The following is a 16694-nucleotide window of genomic DNA, read 5'->3' as shown; positions in this document are numbered from 1 at the left end:
ATAGTATCTTCTATTTATTTTTTCAAATGGGTTGAGATACGAATATGTTGTTTAAATTTCTAAGGCTTGTTTTTCGTTTAATGTTTCGTTTAACAGTAGAAGGAGATATTAAACAATTTAACCACCCTAAATGCCTTATCACGCCTAATCATGTCTCTTTTCTTGATGGTGTTTTGCTGACGCTTTTCTTGCCGGTTAAGCCAGTATTTGCTGTCTATTCCAATATTGCAAATCGTGGTTTTATGAAACTGGTAAGTCGTTATGTTGAAATAGTCCCTTTGGACCCAATAAATCCAATGGCTGTCAGGGTGTTGGTTAAGGAAATAGAAAAGGGGCGGCCAATAGTTGTTTTTCCCGAGGGGAGAATTACTGTTACCGGTTCTTTGATGAAAATCTATGATGGGGCGGCTTTTATTGCGGCGATATCCGAAGCCGCTGTAGTTCCTGTTCGCTTTGAAGGGCTAGAAAGAACCTTATTCAGCCGATTAAAAGGTATTTTCAAACTTCACCTTTTTCCGAAGGTGACAATGAAAATCCTGCCCGCGACACAATTGCTGATGCCGAATGCGTCTAGTTCGGAGCAACGACGTCGTTTAGCCGGTGAGCGTTTGCATGAAATAATGATGAATGCACGCATGGCGACCCGACCACAAGAAACAATATTTGAATCTTTACTGGTTGCACGAAAACAATTTGGTCGTTTTAAACCCTGTATTGAAGATGTTTCTTTTAAAGAAGACAGTTATAACAGTCTGCTTAAAAAAGTACTGGGCGCCAGCCGTATTTTGCAGCGTTTTACCTGTCAGGGGGAACGGGTTGGTTTTCTTTTACCCAATGCCACTATTATGGTTGCTGCGATATTCGGGGCATCTTTGAGAGGAAGAATACCGGCTTTATTAAACTATACAACCGACAGTCATGGATTGAAGAATGCGGTAGAGATTGCCAGTATTAAAACTATTGTGACTTCCCGACAATTTCTGGAAAAGGAGCGATTAACTCATTTATCTGAGCAGGTTGCCGAGGTTAACTGGGTTTATCTTGAGGATTTGGCAGGTACTGTGACTTTTCAGGATAAATTATGGATCTTGTGGCACCTCTTTTTTCCGAAGCGAGCGATGGTGGCGCAAAAACCAGATGATGATGCTTTGGTGCTATTTATGTCCGGTTCAGAAGTTGTATCAAAAGGTGTGGTTCACAGCCACGCTAGTTTGTTAGCCAATGTGGAACAGATAAAAACCATTACTGATTTTAATCCACTTGACCGTTTTATGTCTTCTTTACCGCTATTTCATGCATTTGGATTGACGGTTGGCTTATTCACTCCGTTGTTGTCTGGTAGCCGAATATTCCTCTACCCAAACCCATTGCATTACCGGATAGTGCCAGAACTGGTATATGAACGTAACTGTACCGTATTATTGGGTACATCTACTTTCCTGGAGAATTATGCCTATTTCGCTCATTCATATGATTTTGCGCGTCTTCGTTGTGTTATAGCCGGTGTTGAGAAGCTCACTGAAAATACGAAACAGATTTGGCAAGACAAATTCGGTATTCGCATTTTAGAAGGATATGACATGACAGAATGTGCGCCTGTCATTGCATTGAATGTGCCGATGATGGCTAAGGTCGGTACTGTTGGGCGGATTTTGCCGGCAATGGAATCCCGTTTGATTCCGGTAGCAGGAATTAAGGCGGGGGGGCGTTTGCAACTGCGTGGCCCGAATATGATGAAAGGGTATCTGAGAATTGACGATCCAAATCATTTAGAACCACCAGCGGCAAAAGATGAGCATGGGAATATTCAGTTTGATTGGTTCGATACCGGAGACATTGTTTCAATTGATGAACAGGGATTCTGTACTATTCTCGGTCAGGGGAAACATTTTGCTAAACAGGAAAAAATCGTGTCATTGGAAAGTGAAGCTGAACAGGAATAATCATCGTGAATCCATCCGTCGTTGTTCAACCGTTATTAACCCGTGGCATGAAAGCCGTATTGGTGTCACAATTTTTTTCAGCTTTTGCCGATAACGCGCTGTTGTTTGCGATTCTGGCACAGTTGAAAGCCCAGTTTTATCCTGACTGGAGCCAGCCGATATTACAGATAGTGTTTGTTTTGGCATATATCCTATTGGCGCCTTTTGTGGGGCAAATTGCCGATCGTTTCCCGAAAGATCGTGTGATGTTGTTTGCTAATAGCGTCAAGTTGTTGGGCGCATTTACTATTTGCCTGGGATATGATCCATTTTTAGGTTATGCCTTGGTGGGCGTGGGGGCTGCATCATATTCACCGGCTAAATACGGAATCTTGGTTGAACTGACCGATGGTGATCGTTTAGTAAAGGCTAATGGCTTGATGGAGGCTTCAACGATAATTGCTATTCTTACGGGCTCTGTTGCTGGCGGTTTTTTGTCTGATTGGAACCTGGCTGTCGCACTGCTTGTTTGTGCGCTGATGTATGGTATCGCTGTTGTCGCTAATTTCTTTATCCCCCGATTATCGGCTGTACGTCAGGATAAGGGCTGGAATCTGAAAAAGATGCTGACAGACTTTGCTTCATCTTGTTGTATTCTTTGGCATAACAAAGGAGCTAGGTTTTCTTTAATTGGCACCAGTTTGTTCTGGGGGACGGGTATAACAGTGAGATTCCTCTTGGTCTTATGGGTACCTGTTGTGCTGGGGATTTCTGACAATAGCACGCCGACAATACTTAATGTGATGGTTGCTGTCGGCATTATTATTGGCGCAGGTGTTGCTGCCCGTTTCATCACCCTTAAAACAGTCCATCGTTGTCTGCCTGCTGGTGTTTTAATCGGCGTGATGGTGATCATTTTTGCTGTTCAGCAAAGTATTTGGGCTTCCTACGTCTTATTAATCATTCTCGGTATTTTTGGCGGTTTGTTTATTGTTCCACTGAATGCATTATTGCAGGAAAGCGGCAGACAAACGATTGGGGCCGGTTATGCCATTGCAGTACAGAACTTGGGTGAGAATATCGCCATGTTATTGATGCTTGGCCTGTACTCATTGGTTATTAAGATAGGCGTCCCGGTTGTTACAACAGGGATAGGCTTTGGTACTCTGTTGGCATTGACAATCACGAGTTTGTGGATTTGGAACCGGTTTCAAAGAAATTGATCTTTTATCGGATGAAGAGAGTGTTATGAGTGAAAAAATTCTGACTCAGCTTAGTATTGAACTGGGAGAGAAGCTGAAGCAGCAAAAACTGTGGGTGACCTGCGCTGAATCTTGCACCGGTGGCTGGTTGGCGAAAACAATTTCAGATATTGCCGGTAGCTCTGCTTATTTTGACCGAAGCTTTGTGACATACAGTAATAAAGCTAAGCATCAAATGCTGGGCGTGTCAGAAGCTGTTTTACAGCAATATGGGGCTGTTAGTGAACAGGTGGTGAGAGAAATGGCCGCAGGAGCGCTGAAAGCTGCGCGGGCAGATCTGGCGGTTTCAGTCAGTGGCATTGCCGGGCCTGATGGCGGTAGCGAAGAAAAACCTGTTGGTACCGTGTGGTTTGGGTTTGCATATCTGACGGTAAATGGGGTAGAAGTTGTGTCCCGCAATTGTTGTTTTAACGGTGATCGAAATGAAGTACGCCTTCAAGCTGTCATTTATTCTCTGAAAACATTGTTATCAGAGATTATATACCCTATGGATTTCAAGATGGATCGCGACGGCAAGGGTGCGAATCCCCGGGAGCATAGGTAACTATGTGACCGGGGTGAGTGAGTGCCGCCAACAAAGAGGCGACTTGAAAGATGACGGGTATAAAAAATTAACTTGATGCTGTATGATTATACAGTATAATTGTAGGCAACATTTCAGTATTAAAAATTATTCATCGGCAGTGAGAGAGCCCTTTCATTGCTTACGAGGGAGTAAAAATGGCTATTGATGAAAATAAACAAAAAGCACTAGCGGCGGCACTAGGCCAAATTGAAAAACAGTTTGGTAAAGGTTCCATCATGCGTTTGGGCGAAGACCGTTCAATGGACGTTGAAACTATCTCCACGGGTTCATTGTCACTGGATATTGCATTAGGTGCTGGTGGCCTGCCGATGGGGCGTATTGTTGAAATTTATGGCCCGGAATCTTCTGGTAAGACAACGCTGACATTACAGGTTATCGCCGCGGCACAACGTGAAGGTAAAACCTGTGCGTTTATTGATGCTGAACACGCCCTTGATCCTATCTATGCTAAGAAGTTGGGCGTTGATATTGATAATCTGTTGTGCTCTCAACCCGATACCGGAGAACAGGCTCTTGAGATCTGCGATGCGTTGACACGTTCCGGCGCTGTTGATGTCATTATCGTAGACTCCGTAGCTGCCTTAACGCCAAAGGCCGAAATAGAAGGGGAAATTGGTGATTCTCATATGGGGCTGGCAGCTCGAATGATGAGTCAGGCAATGCGTAAACTGGCCGGTAATTTGAAAAGCTCCAATACGTTGTTGATCTTTATCAACCAGATCCGTATGAAAATTGGCGTCATGTTCGGTAACCCTGAAACCACAACCGGTGGTAACGCACTGAAATTCTATGCTTCTGTTCGTCTGGATATTCGCCGCATTGGTTCTGTGAAAAATGGCGAAGAGGTTGTTGGTAGCGAGACCCGTGTGAAGGTAGTAAAAAACAAAGTGGCAGCGCCATTTAAGCAAGCAGAATTCCAGATTATGTATGGCGAAGGCATTAACACTTATGGTGAATTAATCGATTTAGGCGTGAAGCATAAATTGGTGGAAAAAGCGGGCGCATGGTACAGCTATAATGGCGATAAAATTGGTCAGGGCAAAGCGAATGCTACCATTTACCTGAAAGAGCATCCTGAAATTGCTGCTGAACTGGATAAAAAATTACGTGAAATGCTGTTGCATAATGCCGGCGAATTCAGTAGTGCCGCTTCTGATTACGAAGGCGATGAAAACGAAGAGATGAATAACGAAGAATTCTAATCTGACTCATTATATCGGTAGTCTGTAATTCTCGGATTAAAGCTGTAAAAGTTTTGTCATCAAACTTATACCGCGTTAATAATGACGCGGTTTCTTCTCTCAGAAAGCAAGTATTATCCATATTATGCGATCATGCTTTCAGAAAATACCCAGACGATTTACAATGCTGCCAGCGAATGGATGTGTCTGGGATTTTACTTCTAATAGAAGAATTTTTATCTTATCCCCACTTTGTTTATTCGTGAGTTGAAAGTAGGTGATGGAATATCCCACCTAACCAATTCATAAATCTGTTTTTTCCAGCTTGATTTCGGGACAATTATGAGCAAAAGCACCGCTGAGATCCGTCAAGCGTTTCTCGACTTTTTTCATACTAAAGGGCATCAAATCGTACCAAGTAGTTCTTTGGTGCCAAATAATGACCCAACACTGCTATTTACCAACGCAGGGATGAACCAGTTTAAGGATCTATTTCTTGGACAGGATAAAAGATCTTATTCCCGAGCAACAACTGCTCAACGTTGTGTTCGTGCCGGTGGTAAACATAACGATTTAGAAAATGTAGGTTACACCGCACGCCATCATACTTTTTTTGAGATGCTCGGTAATTTCAGTTTTGGTGACTATTTCAAACATGATGCTATTAATTATGCTTGGGAACTTCTGACGGGCAAAGATTGGTTCAATTTGCCTAAAGAAAAATTATGGGTGACTGTCTATCAGACAGATGATGAAGCCTATGATATTTGGAAGAACGAAGTCGGCATACCAACAGAAAGAATTATCCGCATTGGTGATAACAAAGGCGCGCCTTATGCATCGGATAACTTCTGGCAAATGGGTGATACCGGTCCTTGCGGCCCTTGCACTGAAATTTTTTATGATCATGGTGAACATATCTGGGGTGGACCGCCAGGAAGCTCGGAGGAAGATGGTGACAGATATATTGAAATCTGGAATATCGTCTTTATGCAGTTCAACCGTCATGCTGATGGCACGATGGAGCCGTTGCCAAAACCATCAGTAGATACGGGGATGGGGCTGGAGCGCGTCGCCGCTGTATTGCAGCACGTCAATTCTAACTATGAGATCGATCTGTTCCGTGATTTGATTACTGCTGTTGCTAATGTCACTGGCGCTACAGATGATCTGAGTAATAAATCTCTGCGGGTTATTGCTGATCACATTCGTTCATGTGCATTTTTGATTTGTGATGGTGTTGTTCCTTCTAATGAAAACCGTGGTTATGTTCTGCGTCGTATTATCCGCCGAGCTATCCGTCACGGTAACATGTTGGGGGCTAAAGATACCTTCTTCTACAAACTGGTTGCGCCATTGATAGACGTGATGGGTGCTGCGGGAGAAGAGCTTAAACGCCAGCAAACCATTGTTGAACAGATCTTGAAAACAGAAGAAGAGCAGTTTGCTCGTACTCTGGAACGTGGTCTGCAATTGTTAGACGATGAACTGGCAAAACTGTCCGGTGATATTCTGGATGGCGAAACGGCTTTCCGTCTGTATGATACCTATGGTTTCCCTGTGGATTTAACCGCTGATGTTTGCCGTGAGCGTAATATTAGCGTTGATGAAGCGGGATTTGCCCTGGCAATGGAAAATCAGCGTCGTCGTGCTCGTGAATCAAGTGGTTTCGGCACCGATTATAATGAATTGATCAAAGTTGATGAACGCAGTGATTTCTCTGGTTACGATCATAACGAACAGCAGGCAACAGTAACTGCTATCTTCCGTGATGGTGAATCAGTCGATCAAATTCAAGCGGGTGAAGAAGCGATTGTTATATTGGATAAGACCGCTTTTTATGCTGAATCTGGTGGACAAGTTGGTGACTCAGGCATTCTGAGTAATGCCGATTGTGCTTTTTGTGTTATTGATACACAAAAATATGGTCAGGCTATTGGTCATATTGGTAAGCTTGAAAAAGGTACCTTAAGTGTAAACCGTAACATCAATGCGGTTATTGATATTGAACGTCGTGATGCAATTCGTTTGAATCACTCAGCAACCCATCTGTTACATGCTGCGTTACGTCAAGTTTTGGGTGAGCACGTATCACAGAAAGGCTCTCTGGTTAACGATAAATACCTTCGCTTTGATTTTTCTCACTTTGAAGCGATGAAACCAGAACAGATCCGTCAGGTTGAGGATTTGGTTAATGCCGAAGTTCGTCAAAATTCACCTGTTGTTACTGAATTGATGGATCTGGAAACAGCAAAAGCCAAAGGTGCAATGGCACTGTTTGGTGAAAAATATGAAGAACAAGTTCGCGTACTGTCAATGGGGGATTTTTCCACTGAATTATGTGGAGGGACTCATGCAAATCGCACCGGTGATATTGGCTTGTTCCGTATTATTGCTGAATCTGGAACGGCTGCGGGTATCCGTAGGATCGAAGCGATTACAGGTAAAAAAGCGGTAGAATCTGTACATCAACAGGTTGATTTACTTCAAGATATTGCTCAATTAGTGAAAAGTGATATCCATAGCCTGAGTGAAAAAGTACGGGTGACGCTGGATAGAACCAAAGCGTTGGAAAAAGAGCTTCAACAGCTTAAAGATCAGCAGGCTGCACAAGAGAGCTCTTCTTTAGCAAGCAAAGCGAAAGAAGTGAAGGGTGTGAAGTTGCTGGTTAGTCAGTTAAGTAATACAGAACCTAAGATGTTGAGAACGATGGTTGATGATCTAAAAAATCAACTAGGTTCAGCGATTATTGTGCTTTCCACTACAAGTGATGATAAAGTCAGCTTAATTGTTGGTGTCACAAAGGATCTGACTGCTAAAATAAGAGCAGGTGAGTTAATTTCTTCTGTAGCTCAGCAGATCGGTGGTAAAGGCGGTGGTCGTCCTGATATGGCCCAGGCAGGTGGTTCTGATGTTGAAGCATTGCCTTCTGCTTTGGATAGCGTGGAAGAGTGGGTAGCATCGCGGCTATAAGCGGTATTACCTGAGTTTACGGGGCATCGTAGCGTTGTTTTTGTGGTGCCTTGAAATCTTGTTGTGAAATTGTTAAAAGGTTAAGCGCATATTTATTTATTTTGGCTAAACTATATAGGTAGGAAATGCGCTTAAAATTGCTTATACTTTAAGCATATACCATTGTTTTACGTTTTCACGGTGTTTGATGGATAATAGCGGGGAAACCGAAAGACCCGACTCTTTTAAATTTTCAAGGAGCAAAGAATGCTTATTCTGACTCGTCGAGTTGGTGAAACGCTCATGATAGGCGATGAGGTAACAGTTACAGTACTGGGGGTTAAAGGTAACCAAGTTCGTATTGGTGTAAATGCCCCTAAAGAAGTTTCTGTTCACCGTGAAGAAATTTATCAGCGGATTCAGGCCGAAAAGTCTCAGCCAACAACTTACTGACTCTAAGTTGGCGTCCTATCTCTGTCAGAACCGGGCGCCATTTTTGAGGGATCTCACCTCTGTTGGTATTTTTAGGTCTTGCTAATTTCTTAAACTCTTGTCTATTTTCCCATCTTTTTTGTTTTTCTATCGTAAGAACAGCATGTTCCTATCATGCTATTGTGGCGAATAACGATTTGTATGTACTTCAATTGAGGTTGTGATAATTTACTGCTGATAAAGCACACTTTTTGACGGCAAACCAAACATCTTGTGTGTGAAGTGTTCAAATAAACACAGGTTTAGAAAAATTGTTTGACTTATAAGTCTGGGAAAGTAATATGTGCGCCACGCAGTGACGAGGAGCTTAAATAAAAGTTCTGAGTCGCGATTCGAAAGAAAGCGTACGGTGAGATGGCCGAGAGGCTGAAGGCGCTCCCCTGCTAAGGGAGTATGCGGTTAAGAGCTGCATCGAGGGTTCGAATCCCTCTCTCACCGCCATTTAAACCCACGCATCCATAGCTCAGCTGGATAGAGTACTCGGCTACGAACCGAGCGGTCGGAGGTTCGAATCCTTCTGGATGCGCCATAATTTAGCCTTAAGATGAAATCATCCGGGGCGCCATTCAGGTAATAGAAGCAACTACTGCCTTTTACCAAGAGTGAAAAATTGAACACGCATCCATAGCTCAGCTGGATAGAGTACTCGGCTACGAACCGAGCGGTCGGAGGTTCGAATCCTTCTGGATGCGCCATATTTAGCCTTGAGATGAAGTCATCTGAGGCACCATTCAGGTAATAGAAGCAACTACAGCCTTTTACCAAGAGTGAAAAACTGAACACGCATCCATAGCTCAGCTGGATAGAGTACTCGGCTACGAACCGAGCGGTCGGAGGTTCGAATCCTTCTGGATGCGCCATAATTTAGCCTTGAGATGAAGTCATCTGAGGCGCCATTCAGGTAATCGAAGTAACCACTGCCTTTTACCAAGAGTGAAAAACTGAACACGCATCCATAGCTCAGCTGGATAGAGTACTCGGCTACGAACCGAGCGGTCGGAGGTTCGAATCCTTCTGGATGCGCCATATTAAGCCCTGCTTCAACAGCAGGGCTTTTTCCTTTCTGGCTGTCCGTGTTGCCACATAACCAACTCGCTCTTTGTATGACGCTGAAATGTTTTTGCTGCTATACCCTATGGATTTCAAGATGCATCGCGACGGCAAAGGAGCGAATCCCCGGGAGCATAGCAAACTATGTGACCGGGGTGAGTGAGTGCCGCCAACAAAGAGGCAACTTGAAAGATGACGGGTATATATCTAATCAGCGACAATTTGACTTGTTTAAGATAAAGTAAACCCTTATAAAAATTCTTCTAAAACACTACGGGAGGTCGAATTGATCCCGGACGTATCAAAGGCTCTATCATGGCTAGAGGCGCATCCGACAATTTTAAATGGAATTCGTCGCGGTGTTGAACGTGAAACATTGCGTATTACTTCCGATGGTAGTTTAGCCATAACGGAACATCCTAAAGCACTTGGTGCAGCGCTTACGCATAAATGGATTACTACTGATTTTGCAGAGTCATTGTTGGAGTTCATAACACCAGTTAATGATGACATAAAATATACGATTTCTTTTCTTAGCGATATTCATCGTCACACGGCGCGTATGCTGGATAAAGAAAAAATGTGGCCATTGAGTATGCCATGCTTTATTGATGCGGAGGAGAACATTACTCTGGCTCAATATGGCACATCGAATGTTGGTCGCTATAAGACTTTATACCGTGAAGGGTTAAAAAATCGTTATGGCGCGTTAATGCAGACCATATCCGGGGTTCATTATAATTTTTCATTGCCAATTGAGTTCTGGCGCGCCTGGGCTGGTATTGAAGATACAGAGAGTGGTAAAGAGCAGATCTCTAATGGCTATTTCCGCTTGATCCGTAACTATTACCGCTTTGGATGGGTGATCCCATACTTGTTTGGCGCTTCTCCGGCAATTTGTTCCTCGTTCTTACGTGGAAGAGAAACCTCTTTTCTTTTTGATCGGACAGAAGATGGAACTTGTTATCTGCCTTATGCGACTTCACTAAGAATGAGTAATCTGGGGTACACCAATAAATCACAAAGTGATCTGAATATTACGTTTAATAACCTACACACCTATATTGACGGGTTGAAAAAAGCGATTCGCAAACCGTCTGATGAGTTTGCTAAATTGGGTATTAAGCAAGGCGATAAACATATTCAGCTCAATACCAACGTCTTACAAATTGAAAATGAGTTGTATGCGCCAATCCGACCTAAGCGTGTCACAAAAGGGAATGAATCGCCTTCTGATGCGTTGCAGCGTGGGGGAGTGGAATATATCGAAGTTCGTTCATTGGATATTAATCCATTTGCAGCGATTGGCGTCAATGAAACACAAATCCGTTTTCTTGACCTATTCTTAATATGGTGCGTGCTTGCCGAAGCGCCTGAGATGGGCAGTGATGAATTAGATTGTTGCCGTAAGAACTGGGATAGAGTGATCCTTGAAGGGCGTAAACCAGGGCAAATGATTGGTCTTGGTTGTGGAAGTGTGGAAGAGCCGTTGGCAAAAGTTGGCAAAAAGTTATTTAGTGACTTGAAACGGGTTGCCGCAATATTGGATAGTTGTTCTGGCACACAATATCAAAAGGTTTGCGAAGAATTAATTGCTATGTTTGATGATTCATCACTGACTTTATCGGCTCGCGTGCTGGAAAAAATGAAGAGCCAGGGTATTGGTGGCTTTGGACTGGAACTGGCAGATGAATACCATCAGCAACTGATCAATGAAAAATATGAGGTTATTAGCGACGAACAGTTTGCTATAGAACGCAGGGCCTCCGTAGAGCGACAAGACGCGTTGGAACGTGAGGATACGATGAGTTTTGATGAGTATCTGAAGCAACAGACGGGATGCTAGAAAAGAAAATGGCCACAAGTAAAAGTGGCCAAATGGGATTTTCTAGAGAATAGGGATAATAATAACGCTTCTTTCATTCTTTATGACCGGTGGCAGATGAAAAAGTTTCATTTGCTTGAAGAAAAATCTGAATTTTTTGTGGAGATGAAGAAATGCCTTTACTGGATAGTTTTACTGTTGACCATACTCGTATGAATGCGCCAGCCGTAAGAGTTGCTAAGACTATGAAAACGCCTCATGGCGACACCATCACAGTTTTCGACTTACGTTTCTGCATACCTAATAAACAGGTTATGCCTGAAAAGGGTATTCATACACTTGAACATTTGTTTGCTGGTTTTATGCGCAACCACCTCAATGGTGAGGGCGTTGAAATTATTGATATATCGCCAATGGGATGTCGAACAGGTTTTTATATGAGCTTGATTGGCGCACCGGCGGAAATACGCGTTGCGGACGCATGGAAAGCGGCGATGGCTGATGTCTTGAAAGTGAAAGATCAGAGCCAGATCCCAGAGCTAAATATTTATCAATGCGGTACTTATCACATGCATTCACTGACAGAAGCTCAGGATATTGCACGTCATATTCTTGATTCAGACGTCCTCGTTAATAAGAATGACGAGTTGGCATTACCGGAAGAAAAACTGACTGAATTGAAAGTGTAGTTCCATAGTAGTGATAATATTTCAGGTTCCTGAGATGAAGTATTAACAGGAATTTGCCGTTGGAGGTTGGTGATATACCTCCAGCGGTGTCAATTTTTCGCGGCGATTTAAATAGCTTGTACTTCTTGTTCAGGAAATTGGCTAATGGGAGTGACTCGAACTTGTTTAATGACATTATCGTTCACTGAAAGTACTTCAAAGTTATATTTGCCGATTTGTACTTGTACATTAAGATCAGGTATTTCTCCTAACTCTTCAAGCACCATACCATTAACCGTTCGTGGCCCATCAACAGGCAATGCCCAGTTAAAGGCTTTATTTAATTCGCGGATATTGGCTGTCCCGTCAACCAAAATAGTGCCGTCGCTTTGTGGTGAAACTTCTTCTGCCAGAGAAGGGGACATGGATGTTGTAAAATCACCGACAATCTCTTCGAGGATATCTTCAACAGTGACCAGTCCTTGAATATCACCGTATTCATCAACGATGAGCCCGGCTTTTTCCTTATTGCGTTGGAAATTCACTAACTGGATATTAAGTGGTGTGCTGACTGGGACATAATAGATTTTATCTGCTGCTTTAATCAGATTTCTTTTGGTGAACTCTTTTTTTTCTGTCATCAGTCGGTAAGCTTCACGTACACGAAGCATGCCGATAGCGTCATCAAGCGAATCACGATAAAGCACGATCCGGCCGTGAGGTGAATGAGTTAATTGCCGTATGATGGATTTCCAGTCATCATTAATATCAATGCCAATAATTTCATTACGGGGAACCATAATGTCGCCGATTGTGACTTTTTCCAGATCTAAAATTGAAGTCAGCATATCCTGATGTTGCTGTGATAGCTTGGCATTTGATTCATTTACAATAGTGCGGAGCTCATCTTTGCTAATTGCGTGATTAGAGCCAGTAGGGTGTTTGATACCAAGGCAACGCATTAACAATAAAGTAATTTTATTTAGCGTCCAAACTAACGGCAGCATGATTTTCTGTAACGGGCGGAGCAAAAAACTGCTCGGAAAAGCGACTCTTTCAGGATAGAGGGCGGCTATCGTTTTTGGCATAACTTCAGAAAATATCAGTACGATAAACGTCAAAATACCGGTTGCGATAGCGACTCCGGCATCGCCATAAAGACGCATGCCAATGATAGTAGCGAGTGCTGAGGCAAGAATATTAACCAGATTATTACCGATAAGAATCAGGCTGATAAGCTGCTCAGGATGACGAAGTAATGCTTCAACTCTGCGGGCAGAGCGATTCCCCTGCTTTGCCAGATGACGTAAGCGATAACGATTCATTGTCATCATACCTGTCTCGGAGGCGGAGAAATAAGCTGAGACAATGACCATGATGACTAAAATAATCAGTAATGTGCTTGTTGAGACATGCTCCAAAGCGGAATTCCTTCCAAGTATTGATTGGACATCATACTCCTAGTAAACCATGATTTCCTGCAATAATCGATTGCCGAAATAGGCGAGTGTTAGAGTAAATGCGCCGATCAGGTTAAACCAGATAACGCGTTTACCGCGCCATCCATCATGGTAGTGGCCCCATAATAAAACAATGTAAACAAACCACGCGATGATAGACAAAATTGCTTTGTGGATATTTTCGCTACTGAAAATATTATCTATATAGAGGATGCCGGTACAGAGAGTCAGTGTTAGCAATATTACGCCAACCTGAGTGATATGAAACATTTTGCGTTCAATGAACATTAATGGGGGCATATCTGGCGTGAAAGAGAGTTTTTTGTTTTTAAGCTGATGATCCAACCATCCAAGTTGTAATGCATATAATGCAGCGATAAGTAAAGTTGCGTAACCAAGAAGCGCTAAGCCAATATGAATAGATAATTCAAAGCTGGCCTCTAGATGGGTAATGAATTCACCTGGCATCAGACTCGCCAGGACCAAATTTATCATGGAAAAACTGTAGACAATGGGTAGCAGGAACCAGGCGCGGCCATGAGAAGCAACAATTGTCATGATGATACAAGTCAGTAAACTGACAATAGAACCTAGGTTTAGAAGAGTGAGGTTTTGCCCACTGCTAACGTGGAAGATCTGATACTTAAGTGCAATGGCATGACAAGTTAAAGCGACAATCGCAGAAAGTAATGCCAGCCTGCGGTATCCTTTCGATTTCCGCAGTAAGTTGGGAATAATCAGTACCAGGCTGAGTAAATAAGCGAATAAAGAAATTATAGAAAATACTGGCATAGCATTAGCCGTTTTAGCGATAGTCTTTGGTTGAATTAAAGCTTAAGTATACCGCCAGCAAGGATAGCCTCCAACCGTTGTTAATCATCAGTGCGAATCTCTGTGCAGAGATCCCTTACCATCGTGTTATAATTTGCGAAATACGCCTTACAGGTAGCCCATTTTAAAAAAATTGAGCAGAGACAATGTTTGATAATCTAACCGACAGACTATCGCGCACATTGCGCAATATCAGTGGCCGTGGGCGACTGACCGAAGACAATATTAAAGAGACACTGCGTGAAGTTCGCATGGCTTTACTTGAAGCTGATGTTGCATTGCCTGTAGTGCGTGATTTTATTTCGTGCGTTAAAGAGAGCGCGGTAGGCCACGAGGTGAATAAAAGCCTTACTCCCGGCCAGGAGTTTGTCAAAATTGTTCAGAATGAACTCGTTAAGGCGATGGGGGAAGTTAACAGTGAACTGAATCTTTCTACTCAGCCTCCTGCCGTCGTATTAATGGCGGGTCTGCAAGGCGCGGGTAAAACGACCAGCGTTGCCAAGCTCGGTAGCTTTCTAAAAGGAAAACAGAAGAAAAAAGTTTTGGTGGTATCTGCCGACGTCTATCGGCCAGCGGCTATCAAACAGCTTGAAACCTTAGCGCAGGCAGTGGGTATTGATTTCTATCCTTCTGACGCTCAGGAAAAACCCGTTGATATCGTGACTCAAGCGGTACAGCACGCCAAATTGAAATTCTATGATGTGCTTTTGGTGGATACGGCGGGTCGTCTGCATGTTGACGAAGCGATGATGGATGAAATCAAACAGGTTCATAAAGCCATTAATCCAGTGGAAACCTTGTTTGTTGTTGATGCGATGACGGGGCAGGATGCGGCTAATACCGCGAAAGCTTTCAATGAAGCATTGCCGCTGACCGGTGTGGTGTTAACCAAAGTCGATGGTGATGCTCGTGGCGGTGCTGCGCTATCTATTCGTCATATTACCGGTAAGCCGATTAAATTCTTGGGTGTTGGTGAAAAAACGGATGCGTTGGAGCCGTTTCACCCGGATCGTATTGCCTCTCGCATCCTTGGAATGGGCGATGTCATTTCTCTTATTGAAGAGATTGAAAGTAAAGTCGATCGCACCCAGGCTGAAAAGCTGGCTTCTAAATTAAAGAAAGGTGACGGCTTCGATTTAAATGACTTTCTAGATCAGCTAAAGCAGATGCGTAACATGGGGGGAATGGCCAGCATGTTAAGCAAAATGCCGGGAATGTCTCAAGTGCCAGATGCAGTGAAATCCCAGATGGACGATAAAATTCTGGTGAAAATGGAAGCGATTATCAATTCCATGACACGTAAAGAGCGGCAAAAACCGGAAATAATTAAAGGCTCTCGTAAACGTCGTATTGCCAATGGTTCAGGCACTCAGGTTCAAGATGTTAACCGCTTGCTTAAACAATTCGACGAAATGCAGCGCATGATGAAAAAGATGAAAAAAGGCGGCTTGGCAAAAATGATGCGTGGTATGAAAGGCATGATGCCACCCGGATTTATGGGCCGTTAATCGATAAAGTCTCGAAGAATATCCACTTTGGATTGCTTTTTGCGCCAAAGTGAGTAAACTTTTCGGGCTTTTTATCTGACAACCGGACTTCGTTCCTCGATGAAGTCTGGTTGTTTTGTTAACTAATGAGGATGTTATGGTAACAATTCGTTTAGCTCGTGGCGGCGCCAAAAAGCGTCCGTTTTACCAAGTAGTCGTGACCGATAGCCGCAGCCCGCGTGATGGTCGCTTTATCGAGCGTGTTGGCTTCTTCAACCCTATTGCAACAGGGAAAGCAGAAGCACTGCGTTTAGATCTGGACCGTATCGAACATTGGATTGGTCTGGGTGCAACTGTGTCTGATCGTGTTTCTACACTGATCAAAGACGCCAAAAAAGCAGCTTAATCTGTCGCGGTGGTAACTATGAGCAAGCAAACCTGTTTTGAACCGCCTGTAAACCCAATTGTATTGGGAAAACTAGGTTCAACTTATGGTATTCGTGGTTGGCTCAGAGTTTTTTCTTCCACCGAACATGCCGAAGACATTTTTGAGTATCAACCGTGGTTTATTCAACGGGCAGGTCGGTGGCAACACATCGAACTGGAAGCCTGGAAACACCACAATCAGGATATGATCATCAAAATCAAAGGTATTGATGATCTGGATGCTGCGAATTTACTGACTAATTGCGAAATTATTGTAGATTCAGAACAATTGCCAGAGCTGGATGCGGGTGATTACTACTGGAAAGACTTAATAGGCTGCCAGGTAATCAACACCGCGGGTTATAACTTGGGGACTGTCAATGACATGATGGAAACTGGTTCTAACGACGTAATGGTAATTAAAGCAAACCTGAAAGATGCATTCGGTATCAAGGAACGGCTAATTCCGTTTCTTGATGGGCAGGTTATCAAGAAAGTCGATCTCGCTACTAAAACCATTGAAGTAGATTGGGATCCTGGTTTTTAAACTCC

Annotated in this window: 12 protein-coding genes, 5 tRNA genes and 1 pseudogene; 16 read left to right on the top strand and 2 right to left on the bottom strand. The window is 43.3% G+C overall.

The genetic code is table 11. The annotated features are described in order from the left end of the window. Window positions 1–44: 44 nt before the first annotated feature. From aas to luxS, 13 genes and pseudogenes are all read left to right on the top strand, one after another. Window positions 45–1922, top strand: a pseudogene (gene aas, locus EAE93_RS20855) (bifunctional acyl-ACP--phospholipid O-acyltransferase/long-chain-fatty-acid--ACP ligase); the annotation flags it as partial. 68 nt (window positions 1923–1990) lie between these two features. Continuing rightward, window positions 1991–3145: a lysophospholipid transporter LplT gene (lplT, locus tag EAE93_RS20850; RefSeq protein ID WP_250151129.1), complete on the top strand. Its 1155-nt coding sequence runs from the start codon at window positions 1991–1993 to the stop codon at window positions 3143–3145. A gap of 25 nt (window positions 3146–3170) precedes the next feature. Beyond that, complete coding sequence (pncC, locus tag EAE93_RS20845; protein WP_214040480.1) at window positions 3171–3728, top strand: nicotinamide-nucleotide amidase; 558 nt, start codon at window positions 3171–3173, stop codon at window positions 3726–3728. A 176-nt stretch (window positions 3729–3904) separates the two neighbouring features. After that, the gene (gene recA, locus EAE93_RS20840; RefSeq protein WP_036776822.1) at window positions 3905–4972 is read left to right on the top strand and encodes a recombinase RecA; all 1068 of its coding nucleotides are present in this window, start codon (window positions 3905–3907) and stop codon (window positions 4970–4972) included. A gap of 321 nt (window positions 4973–5293) precedes the next feature. Further along, window positions 5294–7924 carry an alanine--tRNA ligase gene (alaS, locus tag EAE93_RS20835; protein WP_110086301.1) on the top strand — a complete coding sequence of 877 codons (2631 nt, stop codon included), beginning with the start codon at window positions 5294–5296 and terminating at the stop codon, window positions 7922–7924. A 246-nt stretch (window positions 7925–8170) separates the two neighbouring features. Next, window positions 8171–8356, top strand: a complete 186-nt coding sequence (gene csrA / locus EAE93_RS20830; protein ID WP_002209449.1) for a carbon storage regulator CsrA — start codon at window positions 8171–8173, stop codon at window positions 8354–8356. Window positions 8357–8743: 387 nt separating this feature from the next. Next, a tRNA-Ser gene (locus tag EAE93_RS20825) sits at window positions 8744–8836 on the top strand. Window positions 8837–8847: 11 nt separating this feature from the next. After that, window positions 8848–8924 (top strand) — tRNA-Arg (locus EAE93_RS20820). An 89-nt stretch (window positions 8925–9013) separates the two neighbouring features. Continuing rightward, a tRNA-Arg gene (locus tag EAE93_RS20815) sits at window positions 9014–9090 on the top strand. An 88-nt stretch (window positions 9091–9178) separates the two neighbouring features. Further along, window positions 9179–9255 (top strand) — tRNA-Arg (locus EAE93_RS20810). An 89-nt stretch (window positions 9256–9344) separates the two neighbouring features. Further along, a tRNA-Arg gene (locus EAE93_RS20805) sits at window positions 9345–9421 on the top strand. A 310-nt stretch (window positions 9422–9731) separates the two neighbouring features. Next, window positions 9732–11291: a glutamate--cysteine ligase gene (gene gshA, locus EAE93_RS20800; RefSeq protein WP_036814111.1), complete on the top strand. Its 1560-nt coding sequence runs from the start codon at window positions 9732–9734 to the stop codon at window positions 11289–11291. Between the two features lie 152 nt (window positions 11292–11443). Continuing rightward, window positions 11444–11959: an S-ribosylhomocysteine lyase gene (gene luxS, locus EAE93_RS20795; RefSeq protein ID WP_036814109.1), complete on the top strand. Its 516-nt coding sequence runs from the start codon at window positions 11444–11446 to the stop codon at window positions 11957–11959. Between the two features lie 107 nt (window positions 11960–12066). Here luxS and EAE93_RS20790 read toward each other — a convergent pair whose 3' ends face one another. Both EAE93_RS20790 and EAE93_RS20785 read right to left on the bottom strand, forming a co-directional pair. Beyond that, on the bottom strand, window positions 12067–13359 hold the full coding sequence (locus EAE93_RS20790) for an HlyC/CorC family transporter (protein ID WP_146255133.1): 1293 nt from the start codon (window positions 13357–13359) through the stop codon (window positions 12067–12069). Between the two features lie 39 nt (window positions 13360–13398). After that, window positions 13399–14190 (bottom strand): cytochrome C assembly family protein, encoded by a 792-nt coding sequence (locus EAE93_RS20785; RefSeq protein WP_036814103.1) that lies wholly within the window; start codon window positions 14188–14190, stop codon window positions 13399–13401. A gap of 185 nt (window positions 14191–14375) precedes the next feature. On the opposite strand from EAE93_RS20785, the gene ffh reads away from it, so the two are divergent. The 3 genes from ffh to rimM all read left to right on the top strand — a co-directional run bounded on the left by ffh (window position 14376) and on the right by rimM (window position 16689). Further along, window positions 14376–15737 (top strand): signal recognition particle protein, encoded by a 1362-nt coding sequence (gene ffh, locus EAE93_RS20780; protein ID WP_105398119.1) that lies wholly within the window; start codon window positions 14376–14378, stop codon window positions 15735–15737. Between the two features lie 136 nt (window positions 15738–15873). Then, window positions 15874–16122: a 30S ribosomal protein S16 gene (gene rpsP, locus EAE93_RS20775; RefSeq protein WP_036814097.1), complete on the top strand. Its 249-nt coding sequence runs from the start codon at window positions 15874–15876 to the stop codon at window positions 16120–16122. Between the two features lie 18 nt (window positions 16123–16140). After that, on the top strand, window positions 16141–16689 hold the full coding sequence (gene rimM / locus EAE93_RS20770) for a ribosome maturation factor RimM (RefSeq protein ID WP_036782333.1): 549 nt from the start codon (window positions 16141–16143) through the stop codon (window positions 16687–16689). Window positions 16690–16694 lie beyond the last annotated feature (5 nt).

The organism is Photorhabdus akhurstii (assembly GCF_018448925.1).
GTDB classification, from domain to species: domain Bacteria; phylum Pseudomonadota; class Gammaproteobacteria; order Enterobacterales; family Enterobacteriaceae; genus Photorhabdus; species Photorhabdus akhurstii.
The sequence above is the reverse complement of the archived record's forward strand: the minus strand, read 5'-3'. Positions and strand labels throughout refer to the sequence as shown.